The 15,845-nt window shown below is 50.8% G+C and carries 23 protein-coding genes and 1 pseudogene; 18 read left to right on the plus strand and 6 right to left on the minus strand.

The window, feature by feature from the left end:
- Positions 1–3: 3 nt before the first annotated feature.
- The 12 genes and pseudogenes from rpmD to F3J37_RS28530 form a co-directional block, all read left to right on the plus strand.
- On the plus strand, positions 4–183 hold the full coding sequence (rpmD, locus tag F3J37_RS24260; RefSeq protein ID WP_021186404.1) for a 50S ribosomal protein L30: 180 nt from the start codon (positions 4–6) through the stop codon (positions 181–183).
- Positions 184–186: 3 nt separating this feature from the next.
- Positions 187–621, plus strand: a complete 435-nt coding sequence (rplO, locus tag F3J37_RS24265) for a 50S ribosomal protein L15 (protein ID WP_034830738.1) — start codon at positions 187–189, stop codon at positions 619–621.
- A 7-nt stretch (positions 622–628) separates the two neighbouring features.
- Positions 629–1,960, plus strand: a complete 1,332-nt coding sequence (gene secY, locus F3J37_RS24270; protein WP_039330881.1) for a preprotein translocase subunit SecY — start codon at positions 629–631, stop codon at positions 1,958–1,960.
- A 32-nt stretch (positions 1,961–1,992) separates the two neighbouring features.
- The gene (gene rpmJ / locus F3J37_RS24275; RefSeq protein WP_004160566.1) at positions 1,993–2,109 is read left to right on the plus strand and encodes a 50S ribosomal protein L36; all 117 of its coding nucleotides are present in this window, start codon (positions 1,993–1,995) and stop codon (positions 2,107–2,109) included.
- 146 nt (positions 2,110–2,255) lie between these two features.
- Positions 2,256–2,612, plus strand: a complete 357-nt coding sequence (rpsM, locus tag F3J37_RS24280; protein ID WP_034830736.1) for a 30S ribosomal protein S13 — start codon at positions 2,256–2,258, stop codon at positions 2,610–2,612.
- 16 nt (positions 2,613–2,628) lie between these two features.
- Positions 2,629–3,018, plus strand: a complete 390-nt coding sequence (gene rpsK / locus F3J37_RS24285) for a 30S ribosomal protein S11 (RefSeq protein WP_004160563.1) — start codon at positions 2,629–2,631, stop codon at positions 3,016–3,018.
- A gap of 33 nt (positions 3,019–3,051) precedes the next feature.
- Positions 3,052–3,672: a 30S ribosomal protein S4 gene (gene rpsD / locus F3J37_RS24290; RefSeq protein ID WP_007891687.1), complete on the plus strand. Its 621-nt coding sequence runs from the start codon at positions 3,052–3,054 to the stop codon at positions 3,670–3,672.
- A gap of 25 nt (positions 3,673–3,697) precedes the next feature.
- Positions 3,698–4,687 (plus strand): DNA-directed RNA polymerase subunit alpha, encoded by a 990-nt coding sequence (locus tag F3J37_RS24295; protein WP_007891688.1) that lies wholly within the window; start codon positions 3,698–3,700, stop codon positions 4,685–4,687.
- Between the two features lie 40 nt (positions 4,688–4,727).
- Positions 4,728–5,114, plus strand: a complete 387-nt coding sequence (gene rplQ / locus F3J37_RS24300; protein WP_003850180.1) for a 50S ribosomal protein L17 — start codon at positions 4,728–4,730, stop codon at positions 5,112–5,114.
- Between the two features lie 109 nt (positions 5,115–5,223).
- Entirely contained in the window at positions 5,224–5,595 is a 372-nt protein-coding gene (locus tag F3J37_RS24305) for a DnaJ family domain-containing protein (RefSeq protein WP_097119788.1), read from the plus strand.
- 1 nt (position 5,596) lies between these two features.
- Positions 5,597–6,034 carry a Zn(2+)-responsive transcriptional regulator gene (gene zntR / locus F3J37_RS24310; protein WP_058960612.1) on the plus strand — a complete coding sequence of 146 codons (438 nt, stop codon included), beginning with the start codon at positions 5,597–5,599 and terminating at the stop codon, positions 6,032–6,034.
- A 50-nt stretch (positions 6,035–6,084) separates the two neighbouring features.
- A pseudogene (locus tag F3J37_RS28530) lies at positions 6,085–6,282 on the plus strand (alternative ribosome-rescue factor A); the annotation flags it as partial.
- A gap of 38 nt (positions 6,283–6,320) precedes the next feature.
- Here the strand turns inward: F3J37_RS28530 and mscL are convergent.
- From mscL to def, 5 genes are all read right to left on the minus strand, one after another.
- Entirely contained in the window at positions 6,321–6,734 is a 414-nt protein-coding gene (gene mscL / locus F3J37_RS24320; protein WP_034830732.1) for a large-conductance mechanosensitive channel protein MscL, read from the minus strand.
- A gap of 111 nt (positions 6,735–6,845) precedes the next feature.
- Entirely contained in the window at positions 6,846–8,222 is a 1,377-nt protein-coding gene (gene trkA, locus F3J37_RS24325) for a Trk system potassium transporter TrkA (protein ID WP_034830730.1), read from the minus strand.
- A 31-nt stretch (positions 8,223–8,253) separates the two neighbouring features.
- Complete coding sequence (gene rsmB / locus F3J37_RS24330; protein WP_166936292.1) at positions 8,254–9,540, minus strand: 16S rRNA (cytosine(967)-C(5))-methyltransferase RsmB; 1,287 nt, start codon at positions 9,538–9,540, stop codon at positions 8,254–8,256.
- A gap of 44 nt (positions 9,541–9,584) precedes the next feature.
- Positions 9,585–10,529: a methionyl-tRNA formyltransferase gene (gene fmt / locus F3J37_RS24335; protein WP_166936294.1), complete on the minus strand. Its 945-nt coding sequence runs from the start codon at positions 10,527–10,529 to the stop codon at positions 9,585–9,587.
- Between the two features lie 21 nt (positions 10,530–10,550).
- Positions 10,551–11,063, minus strand: coding sequence for a peptide deformylase (gene def, locus F3J37_RS24340; protein ID WP_034830726.1), 513 nt, complete (start codon positions 11,061–11,063; stop codon positions 10,551–10,553).
- A 112-nt stretch (positions 11,064–11,175) separates the two neighbouring features.
- Between def and dprA the strand changes: the two genes are divergently transcribed.
- From dprA to F3J37_RS24370, 6 genes are read left to right on the plus strand one after another with little or no spacing between them, the layout of a single operon-like run.
- On the plus strand, positions 11,176–12,300 hold the full coding sequence (gene dprA, locus F3J37_RS24345; RefSeq protein ID WP_166936296.1) for a DNA-protecting protein DprA: 1,125 nt from the start codon (positions 11,176–11,178) through the stop codon (positions 12,298–12,300).
- The gene (gene smg, locus F3J37_RS24350; protein WP_034830723.1) at positions 12,272–12,745 is read left to right on the plus strand and encodes a DUF494 family protein Smg; all 474 of its coding nucleotides are present in this window, start codon (positions 12,272–12,274) and stop codon (positions 12,743–12,745) included. Before dprA ends, smg begins: the two co-directional genes overlap by 29 nt.
- Before the next feature lie 24 nt (positions 12,746–12,769).
- Positions 12,770–13,315, plus strand: a complete 546-nt coding sequence (locus F3J37_RS24355) for a DNA topoisomerase family protein (RefSeq protein ID WP_072017068.1) — start codon at positions 12,770–12,772, stop codon at positions 13,313–13,315.
- A 5-nt stretch (positions 13,316–13,320) separates the two neighbouring features.
- The gene (gene tsaC / locus F3J37_RS24360; protein WP_166936306.1) at positions 13,321–13,896 is read left to right on the plus strand and encodes an L-threonylcarbamoyladenylate synthase type 1 TsaC; all 576 of its coding nucleotides are present in this window, start codon (positions 13,321–13,323) and stop codon (positions 13,894–13,896) included.
- 3 nt (positions 13,897–13,899) lie between these two features.
- Positions 13,900–14,718, plus strand: a complete 819-nt coding sequence (aroE, locus tag F3J37_RS24365; protein ID WP_166936298.1) for a shikimate dehydrogenase — start codon at positions 13,900–13,902, stop codon at positions 14,716–14,718.
- Positions 14,715–14,963: a DUF1488 family protein gene (locus F3J37_RS24370; RefSeq protein ID WP_166936300.1), complete on the plus strand. Its 249-nt coding sequence runs from the start codon at positions 14,715–14,717 to the stop codon at positions 14,961–14,963. Before aroE ends, F3J37_RS24370 begins: the two co-directional genes overlap by 4 nt.
- On the opposite strand, the gene F3J37_RS24375 is transcribed toward F3J37_RS24370, so the two are convergent.
- Positions 14,939–15,493: a gamma carbonic anhydrase family protein gene (locus F3J37_RS24375; protein WP_166936302.1), complete on the minus strand. Its 555-nt coding sequence runs from the start codon at positions 15,491–15,493 to the stop codon at positions 14,939–14,941. The genes F3J37_RS24370 and F3J37_RS24375 overlap by 25 nt on opposite strands.
- Positions 15,494–15,845: the final 352 nt, after the last annotated feature.

The raw sequence follows: 15,845 nt of genomic DNA on the forward strand, positions 1-15,845 counted from the left end.
ACGATGGCTAAGACTATTAAAATTACACAAACCCGCAGTTCAATCGGCCGCCTGCCTAAGCACAAAGCCACTCTGGTTGGCTTGGGTCTGCGTCGTATTGGTCATACCGTTGAGCGTGAAGACACGCCAGCAGTGCGCGGTATGGTTAACGCGATTTCCTACATGCTGAAAGTGGAGGAGTAAGAGATGCGCTTAAACACTCTGTCTCCGGCCGAAGGGTCTAAACACGCTTCTAAGCGTCTGGGTCGTGGTATCGGTTCTGGCCTCGGTAAAACCGGTGGTCGTGGTCACAAAGGTCAGAACTCTCGTTCTGGCGGTGGCGTACGTCGCGGTTTCGAGGGTGGTCAGATGCCTCTGTATCGTCGTCTGCCGAAATTCGGTTTCACCTCTCGCAAAGCAATGGTCACTGCAGAAGTTCGTCTGTCTGACCTGGCGAAAGTTGAAGGCGGTATTGTTGACCTGAATACTCTGAAAGCAGCCAACATCATCGGTGTTCAGATCGAGTTCGCGAAAGTGATTCTGTCTGGTGAAGTTTCTGCACCGGTAACGATTCGTGGTCTGCGTGTCACTAAAGGTGCGCGTGCTGCAATCGAAGCTGCTGGCGGTAAAATCGAGGAATAAGTAGCAGATGGCAAAGCAACCGGGATTAGATTTTCAAAGTGCCAAAGGTGGCTTTGGTGAACTGAAGCGCAGACTTTTGTTTGTTATCGGTGCACTGATTGTCTTCCGTATTGGCTCTTTTATTCCAATCCCTGGTATCGATGCCACTGTACTTGCCAAACTGCTTGAGCAACAGCGTGGCACCATCATTGAAATGTTCAACATGTTCTCTGGTGGTGCTCTCAGTCGTGCCTCAATCTTCGCACTGGGTATTATGCCGTATATTTCGGCCTCTATTATTATCCAGTTGCTGACGGTGGTTCATCCCGCGTTGGCCGAGATTAAGAAAGAGGGTGAAGCTGGTCGTCGTAAGATTAGCCAGTACACTCGCTATGGCACCCTGGTTCTGGCTGTATTCCAGTCGATCGGTATTGCTACCGGTCTGCCGAATATGCCTGGAATGCAAGGTCTGGTAATGAATCCAGGTTTCGCATTCTACTTTACCGCTGTTGTAAGTCTGGTTACCGGGACAATGTTCCTGATGTGGCTGGGCGAACAGATTACTGAACGAGGTATCGGTAACGGTATCTCGATCATTATCTTCGCAGGTATTGTTGCGGGTCTCCCGCCGGCCATTGGCCATACCATCGAGCAAGCGCGGCAAGGTGACCTGCACTTCCTCCTGTTGCTGTTGGTTGCAGTTCTTGTATTTGCAGTGACGTTCTTTGTTATTTTCGTTGAGCGTGGCCAGCGCCGCATTGTGGTCAACTACGCTAAACGTCAGCAAGGTCGTCGTGTATATGCTGCACAGAGCACACATTTACCGTTGAAAGTGAATATGGCGGGTGTAATTCCGGCTATCTTTGCTTCCAGCATTATTCTGTTCCCAGCAACCATCGCGTCATGGTTCGGGGGCGGAACCGGTTGGAACTGGCTGACAACAATTTCGCTGTATTTGCAACCAGGACAGCCGCTTTATGTGCTACTCTATGCGACTGCAATCATCTTCTTCTGTTTCTTCTACACGGCGTTGGTTTTCAACCCACGTGAAACAGCTGATAACTTGAAGAAGTCTGGAGCATTCGTACCGGGAATTCGTCCGGGAGAGCAAACGGCGAAGTATATCGATAAAGTAATGACACGTTTGACCTTAATCGGCGCACTGTACATTACCTTTATCTGCCTGATCCCGGAGTTCATGCGTGATGCCATGAAGGTTCCCTTCTACTTTGGCGGCACATCGCTGCTTATCGTAGTGGTTGTCATCATGGACTTTATGGCTCAAGTGCAAACTCTGATGATGTCGAGTCAGTATGAGTCTGCATTGAAGAAAGCAAACCTGAAAGGCTACAGCCGTTAATTCAGGCGCTTGAGAAGTTACGGAGAGTAAAAATGAAAGTTCGTGCTTCCGTCAAGAAATTATGTCGTAACTGCAAAATCATCCGCCGCGACGGTGTCGTACGTGTGATTTGCAGCGCCGAGCCAAAGCATAAACAGCGCCAAGGCTGATATTGTCACATATTTTTCTTGCAAAGTCGGGTTGAGCTGGCTAGATTAGCCAGCCAATCTTTTGTATGTCGATGCGTTACCATTTGAGTATCCTGAAAACGGGCTTTTCAGCATGGGACGCATTTATTTAATTATAGGAGTGCATAGTGGCCCGTATAGCAGGCATTAACATTCCTGATCAAAAACATACCGTAATCGCATTAACTTCGATCTTCGGTATCGGCAAGACCCGTTCTAAAGCCATCTGCGCTTCAACGGGTATCGCTGAAAATGTTAAGATCAGAGAGCTGTCTGAAGAACAAATTGAACAGCTGCGTGAAGCAGTTGGTAAATTCGTTGTTGAAGGTGATCTGCGCCGTGAAATCACCCTGAGCATCAAGCGTCTGATGGACCTTGGTTGCTATCGTGGTTTACGCCATCGTCGTGGTCTGCCAGTTCGCGGTCAGCGTACTAAGACCAATGCACGTACCCGTAAGGGTCCGCGTAAACCGATCAAGAAATAATCGGGGTGAGTAAATAATGGCAAAGGCACCAGTTCGTGCACGCAAGCGTGTAAGAAAGCAAGTCTCAGATGGCGTGGCTCATGTCCATGCATCTTTTAACAACACCATCGTTACCATCACTGATCGTCAGGGTAACGCACTGGGTTGGGCAACCGCCGGTGGTTCCGGTTTCCGCGGTTCACGTAAATCTACTCCGTTTGCTGCTCAGGTAGCTGCAGAGCGCTGTGCAGAAGCAGTGAAAGATTACGGTATTAAGAATCTGGAAGTTATGGTTAAGGGTCCAGGTCCAGGTCGCGAATCAACAATTCGTGCTCTGAACGCTGCTGGTTTCCGCATCACTAATATTACTGATGTGACTCCAATCCCTCACAACGGTTGTCGTCCGCCGAAAAAACGTCGCGTTTAACGCGCCCGTTTTTAGGTTAGTTGGAGAAAGAAAATGGCAAGATATTTGGGTCCTAAGCTCAAGCTGAGCCGTCGTGAGGGCACCGACTTATTCCTTAAGTCTGGCGTTCGCGCGATCGATACCAAGTGCAAAATTGAACAACCACCTGGCCAGCACGGTGCGCGTAAACCGCGTCTGTCTGACTACGGCGGTCAGTTACGTGAGAAGCAGAAAGTTCGTCGTATGTACGGCGTGCTTGAGCGTCAGTTCCGTAACTACTACAAAGAAGCAGCACGTCTGAAAGGCAACACCGGTGAAAACCTGTTGGCTCTGCTGGAAGGTCGTCTGGATAACGTTGTTTACCGTATGGGCTTTGGTGCCACTCGTGCAGAAGCACGTCAGCTGGTTAGCCATAAATCTATCCTGGTGAACGGTCGCGTTGTTAACATCGCTTCTTATCAGGTATCTCCGAATGATGTCGTTAGCATCCGTGAGAAAGCCAAACAGCAATCTCGCGTGAAGGCCGCTCTGGAGCTGGCTGAGCAGCGTGAAAAGCCAACCTGGCTGGAAGTTGATGCGACTAAGATGGAAGGTGTGTTCAAGCGTATTCCTGAACGTACTGATCTGTCTGCGGACATTAACGAACACCTGATCGTCGAGCTTTACTCTAAGTAAAGCTTAGTACCAAAGAGAGGACACAATGCAGGGTTCTGTGACAGAGTTTCTAAAACCGCGCCTGGTAGATATCGAGCAAGTGAGTTCGACGCACGCCAAGGTGACCCTTGAGCCGTTAGAGCGTGGCTTTGGCCATACTCTTGGCAACGCACTGCGCCGTATTCTGCTTTCTTCCATGCCGGGTTGCGCGGTGACCGAGGTTGAGATCGATGGCGTGCTCCACGAGTACTCCACCAAAGAGGGCGTACAGGAAGATATCCTGGAAATCCTGCTCAATCTGAAAGGGCTGGCGGTAAGAGTTCAGGGTAAAGATGAAGTCATCCTTACTTTGAATAAATCTGGCATTGGCCCTGTGACTGCAGCCGATATCACCCACGACGGTGATGTCGAAATCGTCAAGCCACAGCATGTGATCTGCCATCTGACCGATGAAAACGCATCTATTAGCATGCGTATCAAAGTTCAGCGTGGTCGTGGTTATGTGCCGGCTTCTGCCCGAATTCATTCGGAAGAAGATGAGCGCCCAATCGGCCGTCTGTTGGTTGACGCTTGCTACAGCCCTGTAGACCGTATCGCCTACAATGTTGAAGCAGCGCGTGTAGAACAGCGCACCGACCTGGACAAGCTGGTCATCGAAATGGAAACCAACGGCACAATCGATCCTGAAGAGGCGATTCGTCGTGCGGCTACCATCCTGGCAGAACAACTGGAAGCTTTCGTTGACTTACGTGATGTACGTCAGCCGGAAGTGAAAGAAGAGAAACCAGAATTCGATCCGATCCTGCTGCGCCCTGTTGACGATCTGGAATTGACTGTCCGCTCTGCTAACTGCCTCAAGGCAGAAGCTATCCACTACATCGGTGATCTGGTACAGCGTACCGAGGTTGAGCTGCTTAAAACGCCTAACCTTGGTAAAAAATCTCTTACTGAGATTAAAGATGTGCTCGCTTCACGTGGTTTGTCTCTGGGCATGCGCCTGGAAAACTGGCCACCAGCAAGCATTGCTGATGAATAATCAGATCACAGGTTAAGGTTTCACTGAGAAGGATAAGGTCATGCGCCATCGTAAGAGTGGTCGTCAACTGAACCGCAACAGCAGCCATCGTCAGGCTATGTTCCGCAACATGGCCGGTTCTCTGGTTCGTCACGAGATCATCAAAACGACTCTGCCGAAAGCCAAAGAACTGCGTCGCGTAGTTGAGCCGCTGATTACTCTTGCCAAGACCGACAGCGTAGCTAATCGTCGTCTGGCATTCGCCCGCACTCGTGATAACGAGATCGTGGCAAAACTGTTTAACGAGCTGGGCCCGCGTTTCGCGAGCCGTGCCGGTGGTTACACTCGTATTCTGAAGTGTGGCTTCCGTGCTGGTGACAACGCTCCGATGGCTTACATCGAGCTGGTTGATCGTCCAGAAGCTCAAGCAGAAGCTGCTGCAGAGTAATTTGCAGTAACGTAGAAAACCCGCTTCGGCGGGTTTTTTATTGTCTCCAATTCCCCATCCCCCCATCTTTCGCTATGCTGAACGCTGTTGTAAGTCGTAGAGGTTCATAATGTGGTTAATTGACCAGCTGGTAGAACAGCAGATACGCGCCGCGCAGGAAAAAGGTGAACTGAGTAATCTACCAGGTGAAGGTGCACCTTTACAGCTCGAAGACGAAAGTGGCGTGCCGCCTGAGTTACGTACGGCATATCGATTACTGAAAAACTCAGGTTTTTTACCCCCTGAACTTGAAATGCGCCGCGAAGCTGTGCAACTCAACGATCTTTTACAGCTTTTGGATCCTGACGATCATCAAGCCAGTGAACTCAAAAAAAGATTAACCCTGCTGGAGATGAAGTTACAGCAGGCAGGAATGAGCACAGATTTTTTACGTGGTGAATATGGCGGTGCCATTCGACACCGCATGCTTCAGGAGAAGTAACATGTATAAAATTGGCCAGCTGGCTAAACTTGCTGACGTTACGCCTGACACCATACGTTTTTATGAAAAGCAGCAAATGATGGATCATGAGATTCGCACTGAAGGCGGATTCCGTCTCTATAATGATGATGATCTTCAGCGCTTACGCTTTATCCGCTATGGGCGTCAGCTCGGTTTCAGCCTGGATTCGATCCGCGGTTTGTTATCGATCCGTATCGATCCCGAGCACCATACCTGCCAGGAGTCCAAAGCGATCGTGGCCAGGCGTCTGGATGAAGTGAATGGCATGATTGCCGAGTTGCAAACCATTCAGCGCTCATTAGAGCGTTTAGCCGCGACCTGTTGCGGGGATCTGCATAGCAGTGCCTGCTGTTCTATTCTTGAAGCGCTGGAAAAAGGTGAAGAGCCGCAGGTGGAAATTTGTTGTAGCAAGGATTGAATTTCACTCAGGAAAGCCTATAGTTGCGCCATTATTAACCGGAGGACACTATGAGTCGCTATCAGCATCGCAAAGGCAAGATTAACGATAACGCTTTGGAGGCACTGTTGCATGATCCGCTGTTTCGTCAGCGAGTTGAACAGAATCAGAAAGGGAAAGGCAGCTACCGACGTAAAGATAAACATGCGAAGGGTAGAAACTGGGAGGCCAGTGATAAGCAGAAAAGTTTATCACTGGCCTTCTGCTTTACAGACAAAAAAGCCGCCTGGACTTGGCGGCTTTTTTATCACAGTTTATCGCTGTTCTGCTGTTTCAACAGATCGCGAATTTCAGTGAGCAACACTTCTTCGTTGGTTGGTTTTGGCGCTGGTTTTTCAACTTCTTTCTTCTGATACAGCTTGTTCATCAGCTTAATGGCCATAAAGATGGCAAAGGCAACGATGACAAAATCAAAAATGGTTTGAATAAAGTTACCGTATTCCATTACGACAGCAGGTACATCACCCTCGGCCGGTTTTAGGACCCACTTAAACTGTTTAAAATCGACTCCGCCAATCAGTAATCCCAGTGGTGGCATGATGATATTCGCGACCAGTGATGAAACAATCTTGCCGAAAGCGGCACCGATAATCACACCGACTGCCAAATCCACCACGTTCCCACGCATTGCAAAATCACGAAACTCTTTGAATAAACTCATTGTTATCTCCTTGCCTTGGCCAATGGCTAAAGTCTAACAAACCTTTGTGCAATTGCCATGATAACAGCGGATTAAGCAAAATTATCACGGCGGGCAAACGCCCGCGGCGATTTAGAGGAAGAAAGGACTTGGCTGGAAGAGACGTTCAACATCGGGGACAAACTTCTTATCTGTCAGGAACATAATGACATGATCGCCCTGTTCAATACGTACGTTGTCGTTAGCAATGATCACTTCATCGCCACGTACGACAGCGCCAATAATCGTACCCGGCGGTAGTTTGATATCTTCAATTAAACGACCCACTACACGGGAAGTGGTCTCTTCACCGTGCGCAATAGCTTCAATGGCTTCGGCAATGCCACGTCGCAGTGAGGAGACGCCAACAATATCTGCCTTGCGCACGTGACCAAGCAGGGCGGAAATGGTGGCCTGCTGCGGAGAGATGGCAATATCGATCACGCTACCCTGAACCAGATCGACATAAGCACGACGCTGGATCAAAACCATGACCTTTTTCGCTCCCATCTTCTTTGCGAGCATGGCCGACATAATGTTGGCTTCGTCGTCATTGGTGACGGCGATGAAAAGATCCACCTGATCAACATGTTCTTCGGCGAGCAACTCCTGATCTGAAGCATCACCATAAAACACCACGGTGTCGTGCAGACGCTCAGCCAGTTCTGCTGCGCGTTGTTGATTACGTTCAATCAACTTCACGCTGTACTGTTTTTCCAACCGCTGGGCCAAACCAAAACCGATGTTGCCGCCGCCGACCAGCATAATGCGCTTGTAGGGTTTCTCAAGGCGCTGCATTTCGCTCATTACCGCGCGTATATGCTGGCTCGCGGCAATAAAGAAGACTTCATCACCCGCTTCGACAATCGTGGAACCCTGAGGGCGAATAGGGCGGTCCTGACGGAAAATAGCCGCTACGCGTGTATCAATATGCGGCATATGTTCACGCAAAATGGACAACGGGTTACCAACCAGTGGCCCACCGTAATAGGCTTTAACTACTGCAAGGCTCACTTTCCCTTCGGCAAAGTTAACTACCTGCAGTGCGCCAGGATACTGAATCAGGCGATAGATGTTGTCGATAACCAACTGTTCCGGTGAAATCAAATGATCGATAGGTACGGCTTCCGGTACAAACAGCTTTTCGGCATCGCGCAAATATTCCGCCGCGCGAATACGGGCAATTCGGTTCGGCGTATTGAAAAGCGAATAGGCAATCTGACAGGCAATCATGTTGGTTTCGTCGGAACTGGTGACAGCAACCAGCATATCTGCATCTTCAGCACCGGCTTCGCGCAATATACGTGGATGGGAACCATGGCCGTGCACCACGCGCAGGTCAAATTTGTCCTGCAACGCGCGCAGACGGGTGGCATCCGTATCAACAACAGTGATGTCGTTATTTTCGCCCACCAGGTTTTCAGCAAGTGTGCCGCCAACCTGCCCGGCGCCGAGGATAATAATTTTCATCGTTGAATCGCTCTTGTCAGAATGCGCCGAACTATTTCTTTATCAACTTAGCGTAAAAGAATCCGTCACCGCCATCAACGCTCGGGAAGACTTGCCACCCGTTGATTTGGCCTTCGGGCAGCGGCTCAGCGTCGGCATCATCGTGCTCAGCCAGAAAGGCCGCGATCTGCTGATGGTTTTCTTCGGGCAGAATCGAGCAGGTCGCGTAAATCATCGTGCCGCCGGATTTCAAACGTGGCCAAACTGCATTGAGGATTTCGCGCTGCAGTGCAGCCAGTTCTGGGATATCACGATCGCGGCGCAACCATTTGATATCAGGGTGACGTCGAATCACTCCGGTTGCAGAACAAGGTGCATCCAGCAGAATACGGTCAAATTGCTGGTCGCCGCACCACTCTGCAGGTGTCCGGCCATCGCCCTGACGCACTTCGGCTTGCATACCCAGGCGCTGCAGATTTTCATGCACGCGAGTCAAACGTTGTTGATCAATATCCACGGCCAGCACGTTTGCATGAGGGGCGATTTCCAGAATATGCGTGGTCTTGCCGCCAGGCGCTGCGCAGAGATCGAGAATGGCTTCATTATTTTGTGGCTCCAGCAGCAGAGCACAGCGCTGTGCAGACAAATCTTGTACTGTCACCCATCCTTGATCGAAGCCCGGTAACTGACTGACAGGAGCAGGGGATTCAAGGCGCAGAGCATCCGGCGCATCGGCGGGGAAGGCTGCTTTGTCTTCAGCCTGTAACAGGTTCAGCCACGCATCACGGCTATGGTGCTGGCGATTGACGCGCAACCACATCGGCGGTCGCTGATTATTGGCGTCAACGATCTGCTGCCATTGATCTGGCCAGGCTGTCTGCAAACGCTTAAGTAACCAACCGGGATGCCAGTAGCGCTGTGGGCCTTGATCCACTGCAGCAACCAGTTCCTCTTGCTGACGCTGGAACTGACGCAGCACACCGTTAATCAATCCCTTCAGCGCCGTACGCTTCAGGACTTCTGCACCGGCAACCGTTTCGGCCAGTGCGGCATGTGCTGGCACGCGCGTGTACAGCAACTGATACAACCCAACCATTATCAGGTAATGCAGTACGCGCTGCTTTCCCGTTAACGTGCGCTCCATCAGTTTGCCAATCAGCGCTTCCAGTTGTGGCAGAGTGCGCATTACGCCAAAGCAGAGTTCCTGCAACAGCGCGCCATCTTTATCAGCCAATGTTTTTTGCGCGCCAGGCAGAATGGCACTGAGCGATTCACCTTTATCTACCACGCGTTCAATCAGTTGCGCGGCGAGACTACGCAGGTTAGTTGCTTTTTTCATATTCATTCATCAAACAAAAAAGCCCGGTTAAACCGGGCTGGAGATCAGGCCAGAAGGGTGCCAGTGGCAAACCATTCACGACGCGAATTCAGCAGATCTTGCGCGGACATGGCTTTCTTACCCGCAGGCTGCAGCGAAAGTAGATTGAGTACGCCGTCAGCGGTGGCAATCTGAATGCCATTTTTATCAGCATGGATGACTTCGCCCGGCTGTTTGTTCTGATGAGGTAGAACGCTAGCCTGCCACACTTTGACGGGTTGATCCTCGATCAGGAAGAAACTCACCGGCCAGGGATTAAAGGCACGAATGCAGCGCTCAAGCTGTGCAGCAGAAAGTGACCAATCAAGACGCGCCTCTTCTTTACTCAACTTCTCAGCGTAAGAAACCAGCGCTTCATCCTGCACTTCAGGCTGAGCTTTGCCGCTGGCAAGCAGATCGAGTGTATCCAGCATACCTTGTGGCCCAAGCTCGGCCAGCTTGTCATACAGTGATGCGCTGGTGTCTTCAGGCGTGATAGGACAGGAGAGCTTATGCAGCATGTCACCCGTATCCAGACCCACATCCATCTGCATAATGGTCACGCCGGTTTCGCTGTCGCCAGCCCAGAGCGAACGCTGAATGGGCGCAGCGCCGCGCCAGCGTGGCAACAGTGAACCATGGACATTGATGCAACCGAGTCGCGGCATATCGAGAACCGCCTTCGGCAGAATCAGGCCATAAGCCACCACCACCATGATATCGGCTTGCAGGTCAGCAACCAGTTGCTGATTATCTTCAGGTTTTAGCGATTTTGGCTGGAACACGGGAACATCATGTGCCTGTGCCAACACTTTGACAGGGCCTGGAGTGAGTTTATTACCGCGTCCTGATGGACGGTCGGGCTGAGTAAATACGCCAACTACCTGATGCTCAGAAGCAAGCAGCGCGTCGAGATGACGCGCTGCAAAGTCAGGTGTACCGGCAAAGATAATCTTTAGCGATGCAGACACAGTTTAACCTTCTGTTAGTACTCAGGCTTCGCGTGCGTTCATGCGGGCCAGCTTTTCCAGTTTCTGTTTGATGCGCTGACGCTTCAGCGGCGACAGATAATCGATAAACAGCTTGCCATCCAGATGATCGATTTCATGCTGGATACAAATCGCCAGCAGACCATCCGTTTCCAGCTCGAAGCTCTTACCGTCACGATCCTGCGCACGGACTTTGACCCATTCCGCACGCGGGACAAAGGCACGCTGTTCAGGGATTGAGAGGCAGCCCTCTTCAATACCGGTTTCACCGCTTTTTTCCAGCAGTTCCGGGTTAATCAACACCAGACGTTCGTCTCGATTTTCAGAAACATCGATAACAATGATGCGTTGATGAATGTCGACCTGAGTGGCCGCTAAGCCAATGCCTTCTTCGGCGTACATGGTTTCAAACATGTCATCGACAATGCGCTGAACGTCTGCGTTTACGGTAGCCACCGGCGCAGCGATTTTGCGAAGGCGATCATCAGGGAAATGTAATACCTGCAAAACTGACATAAATATCCAGATCTGTATGCGTTAAAGAAAAGATTACTACCTCATATTGTAGACTTTTTGTGGCCTGATTGACAGCATTGCACCGCATGTGAGCGGGCTTAAGGATGGACGCGTGGAGCGAGTGGAAGGGATACTCCGGCTGGCAAATGTTAAAGGCCTGCGCCGGCATCGCGTAGTGAATCTCGCGCGGAATTTGCAAAACGGTGCTGCCGTCGATGACGAATTACTGCACAGCCATGGTTTGAATGAATTGCAGCGCCAACAGTTTAACGATTATTGCCCACGGCAACTGGCGCGCACGTTACAGTGGCTGGATCAACCTCATCATCATTTAGTCTCCTGTATAGATGCTGATTATCCAGCGTTGCTAGCAGAAATCAGTCAACGCCCCTCATTGCTCTATGTGGCTGGGCACCTCTCCGTTTTACAGACACCGCAATTAGCTGTGGTGGGCAGTCGGCACTGTTCCCACTATGGCAAAGAGTGGGGCACATGGTTTACACAGCAACTTGCACTCAGTGGGTTAACCATCACTAGCGGACTGGCTCGCGGTATTGATGGCGTTGCACACCGTGCAGCCTTGGACGCAAGTGGAAAAACAATCGCAGTGCTGGGCAGCGGCTTGCAACATATCTACCCCAAAAGCCATCAGTCGCTGGCGCAGGCGATCATGGATAACGAAGGGGCTTTAGTCTCTGAATTTCCTCTTGATATGGCGCCACATGCGGTGAATTTTCCGCGCCGTAACCGCATCATCAGTGGGTTAAGTCAGGGAGTGCTGGTCGTTGAGGCTTCACTGAAAAGCGGTTCGCTGGTCACGGCTCGCTGCGCGCTGGAACAAAACCGCAATGTTTATGCATTACCCGGAGCATTGGGTAATGATGGCAGTGAAGGTACGCATTGGTTGATTCAGCAGGGGGCACTGTTGGTTGCCCATCCAAATAACATCCTTGAAGATTTGCATTCCACATTGCAATGGCTGCCGGCAACCACTTCAGAAACAATATATTCACAAGACAGTGACGATGTTCCATTGCCATTTGCAAGCGTGTTGGCTAACGTAGGTGATGAGGTTACACCTGTTGACGTCGTCGCTGAACGTGCCGGCCAACCTGTGCCAGTTATCGCAGCCCAGTTGCTGGAGCTGGAGTTAGCAGGATGGATCGCAGCTGTACCCGGCGGCTATGTCCGATTGAGGAGGGCATGCCATGTTCGACGTACTTATGTACTTGTTTGAGACCTATATCCACAACGAAGCTGAAATGCGTGTTGACCAGGATAAATTGACCGATGATTTGGCCGATGCGGGTTTTCATCGTGAAGATATCTACAATGCGTTGAATTGGCTTGAACGTTTAGCGGACTATCAGGATGGTCTGGTGGCGCCTGTACAATTGGCCGCAGATCCGCTCTCAATGCGAATTTATACGGACGAGGAATGCCAGCGTCTTGATGCTGATTGTCGCGGTTTTATTTTGTTCCTGGAACAAGTTCAGGTGCTGAATATGGAAACGCGCGAGATGGTCATCGAACGGGTCACGGCTCTTGATACTCAGGAATTTGATCTTGAAGATCTCAAATGGGTGGTGCTGATGGTGCTGTTTAACATCCCTGGATGTGAAAACGCTTATCAGCAGATGGAAGAACTGTTATTCGACGTCAATGAAGGTATGCTGCATTAATTTGCGATTAATGCATCCGGAAATATGAGTAAATCAGCACTATTTTCTGTGCGTAAACACGATCCCTGCCCCGCTTGCGGGGCAGATTTAGTAATACGCAGTGGTAAACACGGCCCGTTTCTTGGCTGTGTGAATTATCCAACCTGTGATTATGTTCGTCCCCTGAAAAATCAGGCCGATGGGCATATCGTTAAAGTGCTGGAAGGGCACGCGTGTCCTCAGTGCGGCGCAGATAAAGTTCTGCGTCAGGGGCGATTTGGGATGTTTGTTGGTTGTAGCCACTATCCGGAATGTGATTACACAGAAACTATCGATAAGCCCGACGAGACCGCGATTGCCTGTCCCCAATGTCAGAACGGAAAGCTGGTGCAGCGCCGTTCGCGCTATGGCAAGACTTTTCATTCCTGCGACCGTTACCCCGATTGCCAGTTTGCGATCAATGCAACGCCGGTTGAAGGTGTCTGCCCGCATTGCCAGTTCCCCCTATTAATAGAGAAGAAAACCGCACAAGGCATGAAGCGCTTATGCGCCAGCAAACGCTGTGGCAAGCTCATCGCCCAGGACGAATAACCACCATGAAGCAAAAACCGTATGCCCCCGGAAGTCTCGAGTTTTGCATCGAGCAACTACAGCAGCAGGCCGTTATTGCCTATCCAACAGAAGCCGTGTTTGGTTTAGGTTGCGATCCCGATAGCGAAAGCGCCGTCATGGCCTTATTGGCACTCAAACAGCGTCCAGTTGAAAAAGGGCTTATTCTGATTGCAGCCGATTATGCGCAACTGGAACCCTACATCGCCGACCGCGAACTCACAGTACTGCAACGTGAGCGTATGTTCGCGAGCTGGCCTGGGCCGGTGACTTATGTGGTGCCGGCAACACCGCATACGCCGCGCTGGTTAACAGGTCGTTTCGATTCGCTGGCTATCCGCGTTAGCGATCATCCGGATGTGCAGGCACTCTGTCGTGGCTTTGGCAAACCCCTGGTGTCAACCAGCGCGAATCTTTCCGGCGAGGCGCCGTGTCGCAATGCTGATGTAGTTGCCCAGCAATTCGGCGCTCAATTCCCCGTATTGCATGCTGCAACGGGCGGGCGATTAAATCCTTCTGAAATTCGCGACGTTATCAGCGGCGAACTTATTCGTCAGGGCTAATTTATGGAACACTTTGCCGTTTTTGGCCATCCCATTGCACACAGTAAGTCACCTGTGATTCATAGCCTTTTTGCTGAGCAGACGGGAATCGCGCACTCCTATGGTCGGGTTTGTGCACCGCTAGAGGGATTCACTCAGTCAATTAGCGACTTTTTTGCCTCCGGTGGAAAAGGGGCGAATGTCACACTGCCGTTTAAACAGCAGGCGTGGGAATTGGCCGATGAACTGAGTGAACGTGCAGCCCTGTCTGGGGCGGTTAACACATTAAAGAAAAAAGCAGATGGCTCGGTCTTTGGTGACAACACCGATGGGATTGGTCTGCTAAGCGATCTGGAACGATTGAATTTGATCCGCTCCGGTGACCGCATTTTATTGGTGGGAGCCGGTGGTGCAGCACGTGGTGTGATCCTTCCTCTGCTTTCCTTTGGATGTTCGGTGGTGGTGGTCAACCGGACGGTTGCACGCGCTGAAGAACTGGCAAACATCTTCCAACATAGTGGGGATATCCAGGCGAGCAGTTTTACTGAGCTCTCCGGCCAGTCATTTGATCTGATCATCAATGCTACTTCCAGTGGCGTTGAGGGTAAAGTACCGCCATTGCCAGAGTCATTAGTTACCTCTCAAACGCGCTGCTATGACATGTTCTATCAGCAAGGGCTGACGCCTTTCCTGTTGTGGTGTCAGCAGCACGGCGCGGACCAGCTGGCAGATGGATTGGGCATGCTAGTGGGACAAGCGGCACATGCTTTCCAACTGTGGCATGGCGTGATGCCAGAAATTACCCCCGTCATTGCTCAATTAAAGCAGGCAATGAAGGAGTGAATCAGGCGATCCATTTTCCCGATCGTGAAAGTTGGGACGAGGAACGGGGAGCGATCGTCTTTCCGGTGTTGGTGCATGGAATGTGTTTAACCTGCGCCATCAAGCCTGACGCATTAGAGGATCGATTCGGAATGGGTGCAGCGATGGCGCTGTTTAGCGCGCATCGCTGGGATCTGGAAGAAGAAGCGGAAGCGCTTATCCGGCAGGATGAGATCGATGATCAAGGTTGGATCTGGCTCTCCTGAGCGAGGTATTCATCTTTCCAGCCAACATAATTGTTAGATGAGTAGAGTAGACCTGCGATTTCCGCCTCACTTAATGGGCGGATCTGTTTAACCGGGCTGCCTAAATAGAGGTAGCCGCTTTCCAGTCTTTTACCCGGAGGAACCAGACTACCCGCTCCGATCATGACATCCTCTTCAACAAACACGCCATCCAGCAAAATCGATCCCATTCCAACCAGCACGCGATCGCTGATATGACAGCCGTGCAGCATTGCTTTATGGCCTACAGTCACGTCTTCACCAATCACTAAAGGGTGCCCTTCCGGGTTGCTGGTGGATTTATGCGTGACGTGCAAAACGCTGCCGTCCTGAATATTGCTTCTTTTACCTATCACAACTTTGTTCACATCACCGCGAATAGCAACCAGTGGCCAGATGCTGACATCGTCGGCGAGCTGCACTTCACCCACCACTACGCTACTGCGATCGATCATTACGCGATCGCCGATTTGTGGAAAATGGTTCTTATAGGGTCGTAGGGCTACAGACATGATCTTTCTCCTTTTGCACTTTTACCCCTAGCCTGCGGCTTATCAGGCTGGCAAACAAGATGATTTTTGAGCGGATCGCTCGCGATCTCAGCGAAAAGATTGAAAACTCATCAGTCGATTAAAAAGATCGAAAAAAGGGGTTGTGCAAAAAATCCGGATCCCTATAATGCGCATCCACTGAGACGGCAAAGCGGCAACGCAGACGGTTCAGCAGGGAGTGAAGTGATTCATCCCGCCGGAGAAAAACGCTGAAAAAAGTGTTTGACTCTGAAGGAGGAAAGCGTAATATACGCCACCTCGCAACAGCAGCTTAAGGCGCTGATTGCACCGCTCTTTAACAATTTATCAGACA

Origin of the sequence: Candidatus Pantoea communis (assembly GCF_011752685.1) — a bacterium.
GTDB lineage: Bacteria > Pseudomonadota > Gammaproteobacteria > Enterobacterales > Enterobacteriaceae > Pantoea > Pantoea communis.